The organism is Psychrobacter sp. 1176_08, assembly GCF_052850615.1.
Map to the genome: position 1 here is coordinate 269,210 of NZ_VXCU01000005.1, position 14,086 is coordinate 283,295.

At 43.0% G+C, this 14,086-nt stretch carries 11 protein-coding genes; 6 read left to right on the forward strand and 5 right to left on the reverse strand.

Features of this window, described 5'->3' with window-relative positions:
- Positions 1-104 precede the first annotated feature (104 nt).
- A complete protein-coding gene (locus FW759_RS08640) occupies positions 105-1,217 on the forward strand; it encodes a glycosyltransferase (RefSeq protein ID WP_446442732.1) in 1,113 nt (370 codons plus the stop codon).
- A gap of 6 nt (positions 1,218-1,223) precedes the next feature.
- On the opposite strand, the gene FW759_RS08645 is transcribed toward FW759_RS08640, so the two are convergent.
- From FW759_RS08645 to aspS, 4 genes are all read right to left on the reverse strand, one after another.
- Positions 1,224-2,081, reverse strand: coding sequence for a hypothetical protein (locus FW759_RS08645; RefSeq protein WP_446442733.1), 858 nt, complete (start codon positions 2,079-2,081; stop codon positions 1,224-1,226).
- A gap of 93 nt (positions 2,082-2,174) precedes the next feature.
- Positions 2,175-2,975 carry a glycosyltransferase gene (locus FW759_RS08650; protein ID WP_353671331.1) on the reverse strand — a complete coding sequence of 267 codons (801 nt, stop codon included), beginning with the start codon at positions 2,973-2,975 and terminating at the stop codon, positions 2,175-2,177.
- Positions 2,976-3,108: 133 nt separating this feature from the next.
- Positions 3,109-4,092: a lysophospholipid acyltransferase family protein gene (locus FW759_RS08655; protein ID WP_443508861.1), complete on the reverse strand. Its 984-nt coding sequence runs from the start codon at positions 4,090-4,092 to the stop codon at positions 3,109-3,111.
- A gap of 58 nt (positions 4,093-4,150) precedes the next feature.
- Complete coding sequence (aspS, locus tag FW759_RS08660) at positions 4,151-5,965, reverse strand: aspartate--tRNA ligase (RefSeq protein ID WP_353671332.1); 1,815 nt, start codon at positions 5,963-5,965, stop codon at positions 4,151-4,153.
- A gap of 356 nt (positions 5,966-6,321) precedes the next feature.
- Here aspS and sohB point away from each other — a divergent pair, with 356 nt between their 5' ends.
- From sohB to FW759_RS08685, 5 genes are all read left to right on the forward strand, one after another.
- Complete coding sequence (sohB, locus tag FW759_RS08665) at positions 6,322-7,308, forward strand: protease SohB (RefSeq protein ID WP_095568527.1); 987 nt, start codon at positions 6,322-6,324, stop codon at positions 7,306-7,308.
- A 243-nt stretch (positions 7,309-7,551) separates the two neighbouring features.
- Positions 7,552-8,805, forward strand: a complete 1,254-nt coding sequence (locus FW759_RS08670; protein ID WP_446442766.1) for an acyl-CoA dehydrogenase family protein — start codon at positions 7,552-7,554, stop codon at positions 8,803-8,805.
- 236 nt (positions 8,806-9,041) lie between these two features.
- On the forward strand, positions 9,042-10,292 hold the full coding sequence (locus FW759_RS08675; RefSeq protein ID WP_446442767.1) for a phosphotransferase family protein: 1,251 nt from the start codon (positions 9,042-9,044) through the stop codon (positions 10,290-10,292).
- A gap of 36 nt (positions 10,293-10,328) precedes the next feature.
- Positions 10,329-11,093: a histidine phosphatase family protein gene (locus FW759_RS08680; RefSeq protein ID WP_353671333.1), complete on the forward strand. Its 765-nt coding sequence runs from the start codon at positions 10,329-10,331 to the stop codon at positions 11,091-11,093.
- A 200-nt stretch (positions 11,094-11,293) separates the two neighbouring features.
- Positions 11,294-12,163, forward strand: coding sequence for an SDR family oxidoreductase (locus FW759_RS08685; RefSeq protein ID WP_095568524.1), 870 nt, complete (start codon positions 11,294-11,296; stop codon positions 12,161-12,163).
- A gap of 84 nt (positions 12,164-12,247) precedes the next feature.
- Here the strand turns inward: FW759_RS08685 and FW759_RS08690 are convergent, their stop codons facing one another.
- A complete protein-coding gene (locus FW759_RS08690) occupies positions 12,248-13,939 on the reverse strand; it encodes an AMP-binding protein (protein WP_443508770.1) in 1,692 nt (563 codons plus the stop codon).
- Between the last annotated feature and the right edge of the window lie 147 nt (positions 13,940-14,086).

Genomic DNA, 14,086 nt, shown 5'->3' on the forward strand with positions numbered 1-14,086 from the left:
GACTAGCATACAAAGTCAAAAGTTGGCAATAATCGTAACCGTCGATATTCTTATTTGACCAGTCTGCCATACTTATATTTCTACAACCTTAAGCTGGAATAACAATGCCTGCAACTATTCTATTTATTTTAAAAGCGCTTGAAGGTCGCGGTGCTGAGCGTATGGTAACAACGTTAGCAAGTGCTTATGTAAGAATGGGCCATAGCGTTCATATTTTATGTTTGGAAAACACGCAAGACATGTCCTTGGGTGCTGAAATTCACTATCATGTCGTGCCATATGATAAGGTATTTTCCCCTCAAGATATTGCGCCAGTTTCCACCCAATCAACGGACTATAGAGCTGTTGCTCAGCGGATTGATAGTTATGTGCTAAGCCACATAGGAACGCCTGATTTGATATTGGCTAACATATATAAAATAAATTGGATAATGGCATATAGCCAATTACCCAATATCGTTAATGTATTGCACACAACGTTGTCCAAGCAGTTTCAGGATCAATTATCAGATGCGCCCATACAAAGCCTCAAGCATCTGCGAATGGTCTATGGTGCGCATCCTTGTAGCTGCGTGAGCGAGGGTGCGCGTAAGGATTTACTGTCGCTTTTGGGAGCAGTGACTCAAACTACGACAATTTATAACCCTTGCGACATGATCAATATTAAGACTAAAGCAGAGCAAACACGAGATATCGAACAACTTGGCCTCATAAAAAATAACTATATTATTCATGTTGCCTCGTTTGATACGATGAAAGGTCATCTAGACTTGCTACAAGCTTATGCAAAAACGGAGCGCAAAATGCCTTTAGTATTAGTTGGTAAAGGCAAGCTTGAAGCGGAAAGTAAGCAGTTAGCCCGTCAACTTGGCATCAGTGACTGTGTCAGATTTTTAGGCTTTCAAAGCAATCCATATCCGTTGATTGCTTCAGCAGCATTGATGGTGCTGACCTCTAAGTTTGAAGGTTTTGGCTACGTTATTGTAGAGGCACAAGCACTGAGCGTGCCAGTAATCAGTACCGATTGTCCGTTTGGTCCAAGGGAGCTCTTACCAGCCAAAAACTTGATACCTGTAGACGATATTGACGGATTAGCGATGCTCATCGATCAAGCAATAAATGATCGAGCACAGTACGTCGTACCCTTAAATCAGCAACTATTACCACATCATATCGCCAAGCAATATTTGGCATTTGGTACAAAACTTGTCAGATAAGTAGGATTATAGGTAGTCGAATAATGCTTGAGAGACAGGGGAGTGATTGATGACAGACACGCCGCGCGCTTTGTAAACTTTACCCAATAAGTTAAATGCAGGGACAATGCGCTCACTTGTTACTTTATTGAGTGTACTTGGAGCACTGTCACTGTCATTTTCATAAAATCGGGGTTGATCGCTGTTGAGTAAGTCAACGCCATACAGATGAATAGCAGCAACTTGACGTGAAAAGGCCAGTTGCATGGCTACATAAGCCACAGTACCTGCCTCAACAAATCCATTAGTAACATTAAGAGAGACACCAATCTCAGCAGATTTATGGCAGCCATCAATAATAAAGTCTGGATGGTTTATAAAGTAAGACAGCGGCATCTTTTTATTCAGTCGTTTTTTCTTAAAGATGAGTTTACTGAAGGAGAGTTTGTTTGATTTTACTCCCCATGGCCTATCTACTGGATACAGTACACGCATGGAATGATGATGCGTAAGCATAATCTCAGGATGAGTGGTCGCCATTGCTTCAAAGACAGCTAAGGTTGCGTATAAAGGTTGACCAGTATAGTACTGCCTTAAAATTTCAGGTCGATGGCAGATAAAGCGCGCATCGCTAATGACATAGCCTACAATATTGGTAAAGTGATAATTACCACTCAGGCTAAGGCTACCATTAACGAAAATAGTGGATGTGGCCAATAGTTCAGGCAACGGCAATTGCTGTATGGATGGGCCTGAAGCGATAATGTTGACGTCTTGTCCCAGTAAGCTTTGCTCGGGCTCATTGGCATTAAAAGCCTTGATAACGACAATCTCGTTATCAATATTAAACCTAGCGGTAGTAGGTAACCTCAAATAGAGCGCCATACTATTTTCCAGTATTTGCCTTCGACTATAGATATTTTATACCGTAATGCCCTGTCTTTAAATCACTCGAATATCGCTACTATCAAATGCTAATTACTGCCAGTATTGTTTTAACCAAGGACTGGGCTTTGCGTGGCGATACCATTTACCACCGCCGCCATCAATCGCATCGGGCGGATTAATCTCTCCATGGAATACCACAATTTTTGCACCATTAGGCAACGTCGGTGCACGTACTAAATTAAAAGGAATAGGTGCCATACATTGATATTTAAAACTCACGCACCATGTCTTATCCCAGTATTCTAGATGATGATGCTCACGTAAATAGTTAGATAGATATGCTTGTTCATGACGTACTTGGGTGCGGATGGTTTCAAAGTTGCGCTCAAAGTTTGCGAGCAAATCAGGATAAGTGTTCATACCAATATTAAAGCGATACACCGAACTGTTACCAATCATACGCCACGGCTTTTTCCAGTCGCGGATAATGACCACACTGTCTTCATGCTTCGCTTGGTAAGTAAAAAACGCATCGATATTATCGACAATCACAATATCAATATCTAAAAACAACGCTACACCTTTAAGATCATACAGCTCAGGCTTAAAGGTGGTGAGCTTCTTCCAACCACGTTCAGGACCTGCCGGCAAGTCCATTTCAGGGATAGGATAACAAATAATGGCAGGATCAATACCGGTGCTGTCATCAGTCAAACAAACCATCTGGAAATCTAATGTCAGATGACGACTGACCATATTGTAAAGACGATTGACGTATTCAGGACCGTATTTATCTCCCCATTTCATACAAATAATATGGCGCTGGTCAGCAGTATCATCGCGGGTGTGAGTTGAATCTATGGAAGTGGTCTTAGTTACGTCAGATGTCATAATGCACTCGTAGTGAGATAATAGTGAGGTAAATGAAGGACGAAAAATAAAAAAGTAAATATGCAAGATTTGGCCAATATTAGCATAACTGCCACTGATGATATTTCTATATAGTTAAACCATATTATCGTTATTATCCGTGATTATCGAACTTAATATTACCACCTAAACCATTGTCAGAACGATCGGACGTGGTAGCATAATGCGCTTGAATAAAGGCTGCTAAAATTGCTTTGTCTTTTCTATAAGGGTTGCCCAATTTTGGTATGCGCTTAAAACGTCGATAGCCCCACATATAATGACTACAGTTGTCTTTAATCATATGCTCCATGGCTCGATTGAGAGCCTCTGTGGCTGTTTCAACATTACGGTCGTGCAAGTCTGGATCATCAAGTTTGTAGCAATAAATATCAAAACCACGTCCATCGTCACGGCGAATACAAGATAAGCCAACCAATGCACATTTGGTTTTACTGGCAAGTTTGGAGGCGAGCGTACTGGTTAAGGTATTAATACCAAAAAAAGGCACGACCACCCCTCCTGAAGGGTCAGGTACGTGGTCTGGTAAAACAATACTAAAACCACCTTGTTTGAGCGTTTTAAATACAGCTTTAACGCCACTACCATCAGTAGGCACTAAAGTTGCATTAAGCCTTGCACGACCTTTTAGCACAAAATCATTGGTTATACGGCCTTTGACAGGCTTGTACATAATGGTTGGTGAGCCAAATTGATTGAGCCATGCGTTCATCATCTCCCATGTACCAAGGTGCGGGACGATAGCAAGCATGCCGTTGGGACTGGCCAGTCCTTCTAATAAAATATCTTTATTATGAACATCGCGGATCTGATCAATGCTCCATTCGGGTGGCATTGCCCAGCTTTTGATAGACTCAATACTGGTCAAACATTGATGATAAATAATGTCTTTAGTCAGAGCTTTTTTGTGTGAATTAGATAAGGTAGGAGCAATCAGCGCCATATTGATATGTATGGTACGCATGATGCTTAAACGAGGCATCTTAATAATTACCCAGGCAACAATACGTGCCATTGTCTGTAATATAGACAATGGCACGTATTTAAAAACATGATATGGATTCATGAATATCCATATGGTGATAAATCACCTAACATGTGGCGTAAAAAATAACCAAACATCATCACATCGTTTATTATTTGGTATCAGCTTGTGCTTTCTCGCGCACACGGATACCAAGATCACGTAACTGCTTGCTATCGACTTCAGCAGGCGCTTGAGTTAGTGGACACTCAGCCGTCTTGGTTTTTGGGAAAGCGATGACATCACGAATAGAGTCTGCGCCTACCATGAGCATGATCAGACGATCCAAACCAAACGCCAAGCCACCATGCGGTGGTGCACCAAATTTTAGCGCGTCAAGTAAGAAACCAAATTTGTCTTCAGCTTCCTGCTCACCGATACCTAGTGCATCAAGTACGGCCTGTTGCATATCGTAGGTATTGATACGTAAGCTACCACCGCCAACCTCAGTACCATTTAGTACCATATCATAAGCGATAGAAAGGGCAGATTCTGGGTTGTTTTTCAACTCTTCAACAGAGCCTTTAGGCTTGGTAAATGGGTGATGCATAGACGTCCAACGACCATCGTCTGTCTCTTCAAACATTGGGAAGTCAGTCACCCAAAGTGGTGCCCACTGACAAGTCGTCATCTCAAGATCTAGACCAATCTTTTGACGAAGTGCACCAATGGCATCATTCACCACACTCGCTTTATCTGCACCGAAGAAAATAATATCGCCATCTTCTGCAGCAGTACGCTCGATTAGGCTAACCAGAACATCATCAGTCATGTTTTTGATGATGGGTGACTGTAGACCCGATTCTTGATCCACACCATTGTTAATGCTGCTTGCATCATTGACTTTAATATAAGCCAAGCCGCGCGCGCCATAGATACCAACGAACTTGGTATAAGCATCGATTTGCTTACGGCTTAATGAGGCGCCACCAGGAATGCGAAGGGCAGCCACACGACCTTTAGGATCGTTAGCAGGGCCAGCAAACACTTTGAAATCAACGTCTTTCATCAAATCTGCAACGTCAACCAATTTCAATGGAATACGCAAGTCAGGCTTGTCTGAGGCGTAGTCACGCATCGCTTCTGCATAAGTCATACGTGGGAATTGATCGAACTCAACGTCCATCATCGTTTTAAATAAATGCTTGATGAGGCCTTCATTGATGTTCATGATTTCTTCTTCATTTAAGAAAGAAGTCTCAATATCGACTTGAGTGAATTCAGGCTGACGATCAGCGCGTAAGTCTTCATCACGGAAACATTTAGCGATTTGATAATAACGATCAAAACCTGACACCATTAATAATTGCTTAAACAGCTGTGGTGATTGTGGTAATGCAAAGAAATTACCTGGGCGTGTGCGTGAAGGTACAAGATAATCACGCGCGCCTTCTGGTGTGGCACGGGTCAAGATAGGCGTTTCAACGTCTAAGAAGCCATGATCATCTAAGTAACGACGAATCGCTGATGTGGCCTTGGCACGGAACACCATACGCTCTTGCATCTGCGGACGGCGCATATCAAGATAGCGATATTTCAGACGCAAGTCTTCTGATACGTTGGTTTTTTCGTCATTCAATGGGAATGGCGGCGTTTCAGACTTGGCAAGTACTTCAATTTCTTTGCCCAATAGCTCGATTTGGCCACTGGTCATGGTATTGTTTTCAGTACCTTCATAACGGCGACGTACGCGACCAGTTATTTTTAGTACGTATTCAGGACGTACCGCATCGGCAGTAGCAAAGGCTTCTGGGGTATCAGGATCGACAACTACCTGCAAGATACCAGCGCGGTCACGCATGTCCAAGAAAATCACGCCGCCATGATCGCGACGACGATGTACCCAGCCTACGACACTAATGGTTTGCTCAAGTAAGCTTTCGGTTACGGCTCCGCAATATTCGTCTCGGTATTCGCTATGCGTCATAATATAGTTATCCAGTTATCAGCCCAATTCAAAGTACAATAATGCAGCCATTGCCGCGCGATTCAAGCCATTTGCAAAAAAAGCACAAACAACGCGATTTAGACAAAGGTCATCACGTTGGCTACAGAAGATTTGATACAAACGCATATTATGCCTAATCTGCCATTGTTATACAACCAGATGCGTTTAATCAGAATAGAGTAATACGTCGGTATCAGACTTATTTATTCAGTAACATTTGGATTGGGTTAAATATTGTCAGTTTGCTTGAAAACTTAGCCAAGTGTGCGCATATCAACCGCACGCTAATAAAAACAGCCATATCGATATATCTACTGAATTGAGGAATTACCATTATGTTGTTTCATTCACCTAAGAACCCTATTGAACTAAAGATACTTCATCTTAATGAAGCGCAAAAACAGCGCCGTGAAGACTTGATGGAAGCCACACAAGGTAAAGATGCGCTTAAGCAATTTAAAAAAACAATGGCTAAAAAAGCCAAACAGGCATTAAAAGCCAAATCTAAAAACAAGAAAAAAGGCTCTAGTACCAATACCAAGTCACAAGTGTTCGTTTTGGATTTCGATGGCGATATTAAAGCAACAGCGGTTAAGCATTTGCGGGAAGAAATCAGTACCCTGATTAGTGCTGCAAACAAAGGTGATGAAGTGGTCGTCCGTCTCGAATCAGGCGGCGGTCTCGTACACGGTTACGGACTGGCAGCCGCGCAATTGGTACGCTTGAAAGAAGCTGGTCTAAAGCTGACTGTGTGTGTGGATAAGGTTGCTGCAAGCGGCGGCTACATGATGGCTTGTGTTGCAGACAACGTTGTGGCTGCACCATTTGCTATTATTGGGTCAATCGGTGTGGTTTCACAATTGCCAAACTTCCATAAATGGCTAAAAAATCATGACGTCGATTATGAGATGTTCACCGCTGGTGACTATAAACGTACAGTGACTGTATTTGGCGAAAATGACGAAGAAGATCGCGCTAAGTACCAAGAAGAGCTGGAACAGACGCATGAGTTATTCAAACATTTTGTTAATACTTACCGTCCAACGTTGGATGTAGCCAAAGTCGCAACTGGTGAGCATTGGTACGGCGAAGATGCGCTAAAATTGAACTTGATTGATAGTCTACAAACGTCAGATAGTTATATCTTAGCTCGTATGGAAGATAGTGAGGTGTATGCACTGCATTCTCGTCAAAAGCCAACATTGGCAGAAAAGCTTGGACTGGCACAAGCGGCAGAGGCGACGCTAACTATAGCAGTCGATAAATTGCCAGATGCATTGGCTCGTTTTGATTTAAACAGCCGTCTGAACATCTTAAAGTAGATCTATTATTAGTATGATTATTTTTAGATAGTACTTGGAATTACCGATAATCATCTGAGCACTGTTTGTATTTTGTAAAAGGCGTGTCCTAACGGGTCGCGCCTTTTTGCTGTTTATTCAAAACTGCTGTGTTATAAATACAGGAGACAAAAAACAGTATACGTACGTGCACTATAAGAAATTGTTTATTAGAACCTGATGAAAATAAGGAAAAGGATGTCACCTATGTCTAACAATACATTGATGTTTACGGCAACAGAACATGGTCAAGCCATGTACAAGAAAGTCAAAGCGTTTATCGAGACGCAGATCGAACCCATTGAAGCGCAGTTCTGGCATGAGTGTCACGAGCAAAACCCTGATGGTAATTGGCGCAACTGGCAGTGGCCAGCACAATACGAGAGCTTACGCAAACAAGCACGGGAAGCTGGACTGTGGAATTTATTTTTGCCAGACGATACCTTAGGTGCTGGTCTTTCGGTCACTGATTATGCACCGATTGCAGAATTAACCGGTCGCAGTTTGCTGGCGCCTTATGTATTCAACTGTAATGCGCCTGACAGCGGCAACATGGAGCTACTGTGGCGCTACGGTTCTGAGGAGCAGCAGGAAAAATGGCTGACCCCAATTTTGGAAGGTAAAACACGCTCTGTATTTTGTATGACGGAGCCTGATGTGGCCTCGAGCGATGCGACCAATATGCAAGCGACCGCTGTGGTAGAGGGCGATGAGATCGTCATCAATGGTAGTAAGTGGTGGTCATCTGGTCTTGGTGATCCTGCCGTTGATATCTTGATTGTCATGGCATACACGGCTGACGATAACAAAGACCGTCATCATCAGCATTCTATGGTGCTTGTGCCAGTCAAAACAGCAGGCGTCAATATCGAGCGCATGTTAAAAGTATTTGGCGATTATGATGCGCCACATGGACATGGCGAGGTGAGCTTCAATAATGTACGAGTGCCTGTCAGTCACTTTATTGGTGGCGCAGGCATGGGCTTTGAGATTGCTCAAGGGCGTCTAGGGCCAGGTCGTATCCATCATTGTATGCGTTGTATTGGTGCTGCTGAAAAATCGCTTGAGTTGGCAGTGAAACGTGGTATGGCACGCACAGCATTTGGTAAACCTTTAATACAGTTGGGTGGAAATTTTGAGCGTATCAGCGATGCCCGTATCAAAATCGATCAAGCCCGCTTACTAACCTTATATGCGGCACAAAAAATGGATGCTCAAGGTACAAAAGCCGCACTCACTGAAATATCAGCCATCAAAGTTGTCGCTCCTACTGTATTGCAAGAAGTGGTGGATATGGCAATCCAGATTCATGGTGGTATGGGCATGTGCCAAGACACAATGCTACCTAATTTCTTTGCGCAAGCACGGGCACTACGACTGGCTGATGGGCCTGATGAGGTACATAAAACCATGATTGCCAAGTTAGAATTAAAGCGTCAAGGTTTTGGTCGCTCATCTGCACATAAAAAGTCCTCATAGGCATGCCCAAATTATGGGTTACCGGTCAGCTCGTGACCCAAAAGTAAGCAAAGCTATCAAACCATAATAAGGCGTTTAAGGATTCACTATGAATGATTGAATAGTGAATTTTTCATTACTTGATAGTTTGATAGTTTGATAGTTTTTAACACTAAATTTTTAACAATAAATGACCACAGGATAAGGAACATCTTATGGCAACGGATTATTCTAAAAGCCAAACCGATGACAAAAATATGTCCACCAAGATCAACAGTCAGATACTGGATAAAGGCGGCGAGGTTCGTGATGGCGAAGCGCTTGATAGTCAAGCTGTCAGTACATGGCTACGCGATCAAGGAATTGATATACAAGGTGAACCTACCGTTACTCAATTTTCAGGTGGTGCATCAAACTGGACGTACCGTCTGCAATATGACAATCAGGATTTGATCTTGCGTCGTCCGCCAAAAGGCACTAAAGCCAAATCAGCACATGATATGGTGCGCGAATATACAGTACAAAAAGCGCTAAAAGATGCTTATCCCTATGTGCCAAAAATGGTGGCGCTCTGTACAGATGAAGGCGTGATTGGCGCTGATTTTTATGTCATGGAGCGTATGGAAGGCATTATTCCTCGTGCTAATCTACCAAAGGGTGTCGATTTAGACACCGCACAAACGCGAGATTTATGTACCAATGTCATCGACGCATTGATTGAATTGCATCAAGTGGATTATAAACAGCATCCTGATCTAATGAGCTTAGGTCGCGGCGAGGGTTATTGCGAACGTCAGGTCAGCGGTTGGGATACGCGCTATGTCAAAGCAAAAACGCCTAATGTCCCAAGTTTTGCGTTAGTGAGGCAATGGTTGGGTAAGCACACCCCTGCGGACAGTAAAACCTGTGTCATTCATAATGATTGGCGCTTTGACAATGTAATTTTAGATGCCAATAATCCGACGGAAGTTATTGGTGTGCTCGATTGGGAAATGGCGACATTGGGTGACCCTCTGATGGATTTGGGTAGTGCTTTGGCGTACTGGATTGAAGAAGATGATAACATTATTATGCAGCAATCTCGTCGTCAGCCAACCCATTTAAAAGGCATGATGACCCGTCAGGAAGTGGTTGATTATTACCTTGAGCAGACAGGGCTTAAAATAGACAACTGGACTTTTTATGAAGTGTTTGGGCTATTCCGTCTGGCAGGGATTGTCCAGCAAATTTACTATCGTTACTACAACAAACAAACGACCAATCCTGCGTTTAAGAATTTTTGGATCATTGTGCATGTATTGCATGCCAAATGTCTTAAATTGATTGCTCAATATGAGGGCGAGGCATTGTTTATCAGCCATGTACAGCCTCATTTGCAAGACAGAGGTATTGATGCTGCCACCATTGAGCAGCTACCAGGTCCTGTACAGTCTGTTATTAAAGGCATTTTACCCAAAAGTTATTTTGTACCAGCGCCTCATAAGTCTGCTGAGCAAACAATCAAATAACAATTTATGAAAGATATGATAAGAAGGGATTCATTTATGACAACCATACTTCTGGTGCGTCACGGTCAGGCGTCTTTTGGACAAGAAAATTACGATCAGCTTTCAGAGTTGGGTAGTACTCAGGCGCAAATGCTGGGTAAACATTATGCAACCACGCAGCGCCATATCGATGCTATCTTTACAGGCAGCTTGGTAAGACAACAGGACTCTGCCCGAAATTTTTTGGCGCGTTACCAATCATCGATCAATACCGACTGTAGTAAAGCCCTGCCTTTGTCGTCCGCAATCAATATCGATGAGCCTGAGAGTTACATTCTGCCACAGTTTGATGAATTTAATCATCAAGATGTATTTAAAAAATCGGATCCTGCTTTTAGTAGTCGTGCTGCGATCGCTGCTGAAATTGCTAAATCAGAAGTACCAAACACAAGGCTTGCTGAGTTATTCGATCAAGCGATGCAGCGTTGGCATGGCGGTGACAATGATCAAGATTATATTGAGAGCTGGCCCCAATTTAATCAGCGTGCGCAGCAAGCACTTGAGCAAGTTCGTACAAAAGTGGCAGATTTGAATTTAGGTTGTGATAGTACAGTATTGGTGTTTACCTCAGGTGGTGTGATTGCCGCCATCACTGCGCAACTATTAAAACAAGGCAGTCAAATCGCATATCAGTTAAACAAAAGCTTAGTAAACACAGGTGTCACATCCATTACGCTAAAAGAGCAAAGCACTCGTTTGATGTCTTTAAATGAGTACAGCCATCTGTTTTGTGAAGGCAAACGCTTTGTTACTTGGCGCTAAGCTGATTGAATGTAGCATAGATGCGTTGAATGACTGATATAGTGATCACTATTTGGTGATGACGGTTGATTATATATCGAAAGTCAGCAGTCTCATTTTGCCTGCTTATTGTTTATTTTTATAACTGACAGACCCAATCTGTAGATTTGCGGTATTATAGACTATCAACTTTACCCAACATCTATAAAAAAGGATTGTCCATGCAAAATAAGTTGATCAATTTAGTCGTTAAAAGCGCCAACCAAAGTAAAAAACAGATATTGAGCGCGGTTCAGCCGTCTCGTTACTTGCAAGAACTAAATAAAAAGCAGGCTGGACAAAACAAAACAGTACTTATTACAGGTGCCAGTTCTGGGTTAGGTGAAGGGATGGCGAGGCTTTTTGCCAAGCTTGGTTACAACCTTGCTATTTGCGCTCGCCGCGTCGATCGTTTGGAGTGTTTGCAGTCAGAATTGACAGCAGCGTATCCTAATATACGTGTTGAATATCAGACGCTTGATGTTAGCGATTATGATGCCATTTTTGATGTGTTTAATGCCTTTGCAGAAAAATTTGGTAGTATTGATCGAGTGGTGGTCAATGCTGGTATTGGTGATAGTCGCCGTATCGGTAAAGGGCGTTTTGATACCAATCGCCGTACCGTCGAAATCAATTTCATATCGGCATTGGCGCAATGTGAAGCTGCGATGAGTATTTTTAGAGCACAAAACAGCGGTCATTTGGTGGTCATATCAAGCATGTCGGCCATGCGCGGAATGCCTAAGCATTTGACCGCTTATGGGGCAAGTAAAGCAGGATTGGCACATCTGGCAGAAGGGATTCGCTCGGATATGCTCTTAACCAAGCTTCCTATCAAAGTCTCTACCATTTATCCTGGCTATATTCGTACTGAGATTAATGAAAATGCCAAGCCATTACCGTTTGAAGTCGATGCTGACACAGGCACGAAGGCCATTGTTGCCGCGATTGAAGCGGGCGTAGAAGAAGCTTGTGTACCAAGTTTACCATGGTCATTTGTCGGTCAGGCACTAAAACACTTGCCACTTAAAGTCGTCAGTACAGTCAGTTAACACAACTGGCGCTGATCGCAGTAAATAAAAAGCCGCTTACAGCATGTTGTAAGCGGCTTTTTATTATTTATTTAAAGTAAGCACTTAAGCGTTGTCTAAAATATGTTTCTCGCGCAGCTTTTGACGCAGTACTTTACCGACGTTACTCTTTGGCAGCTCACTCACAAACTCGATGTGACGTGGGCATTTATAGCCTGTTAAGTTGTCTAAAGCAAACTCTGTAATCACTTCTTTGGTTACGTTGTTATCAGCAGGGACGATATAAATCTTCACCGCTTCACCTTGACGCTCATCAGGAATCCCAATGACTGCACAATCAATAATACCATCACAGTCCAGCATCACAGACTCAATCTCATTAGGGAAGACGTTAAAGCCTGAGACCAAAATCATGTCTTTTTTACGATCAAGTAAGGTGAAATAGCCTTTTGAATCCATGCTGGCGATATCACCGGTTCTGAAATAACCGTCACTGGTAAAGTCATCACTACTTTCTCTGTTGAGATAACCTGACGTCACGTTTGGTCCTTTGATACACATCTCACCTGCTTGGTTGATGCCCACACGATTGCCATCCTCATCGATAAGAATGATGTCGATACTAGGCACAGGTATACCAATAGTGCCATTAAACTTACGATCAGTGATAAGGTTGGCAGTACCGCCGGCAACCCCTTCAGTCATTCCCCAACCTTCAACCATAGGGCAACCTGTGATTTCTAACCAACGTGTTGCTGTTTGTTCGGTTGCCGCCATACCACCTGCTTGTGAGATACGAAGCGAGCTGAAGTCCAGCTCTTTGAAGCTTGGCTGCTCCAGTAGTGCTTTGAATAGAGTATTCACCGCTGGGAAAATATGGAATGGCTGCTTTGATAAGGTTTTGACAAAACCTGGCATATCACGTGGGTTTGGCACCAATATAAACGTGTAGCCTGAACGCATACCTAACAGGCTGAGTGAAAAGGCAAAGATGTGATAAAGCGGTAGCGCCATGACCATGTTGATATAGACCTCATTGATTTCTGAGGTAACAGGGCGATACCAAGCTTCTGCCATCAAAGCAGCAGATACAATATTGCGCTGGGTAAGTATCGTACCTTTAGACAGTCCTGTCGTACCGCCTGTGTATTGCAAAATAGCCAATTGATCTAAGCTCATCTTTGGCGCATGGAAAGGTAGATTTTTACCCCTCTTAAGTACATCAGGGAACTTGGTCACTTCGTGTTTTGGATCGTCAAGTTTGTATTTTGGGATCAAACGCTTGACTTGACGAACGATGGTATTGACCAACATGCCTTTGAGTCCCATCATATCGCCCAGTTTGGATAATACGATGCGCTTGATATTGGTCTCGTCAACGACTTGTTCGAGGGCTTGAGCGAAGTTATCGACCACAAAAATAACTTGAGCGCCAGAGTCATTTAATTGATGGCGTAGCTCACGGCCTGTATATAGAGGATTAACTGGCGTGCAAACATATCCTGCTCGTAAAATACCAATCATGATCGGTAAATACTGTGGAATGTTTGGCATCATTAAGGCCACAACGCTGCCTTTAGGAAGATTTTGCGATTGCAACCATGCTGCTACTGCAAGTGACGCTTTATCGACATCGCCATAAGTATGAGTGACGCCCATACAGATTGTCATAGGGTGCATACGAAAGCGCTCGAAACACTCTTCGTATAGCTCCATTATGCTGCTATATTTGTCTGGATTGACAGTTTTAGGTACACCATTCGGATAATGGGCAAGCCAAGGTTTATTTGGCGTCATGGTCAGCGTCCTTGAATTCAAAATAGATTAGAATTTGTGGTAAAGCAGTCATATCCGTGTCAATAAAACACATCAGCGCTGACGTAGCGTTTGTCGCTGATAGAAGTAGTATCCTTACTTATTGACTGGCTGCTATATTCTATTGCC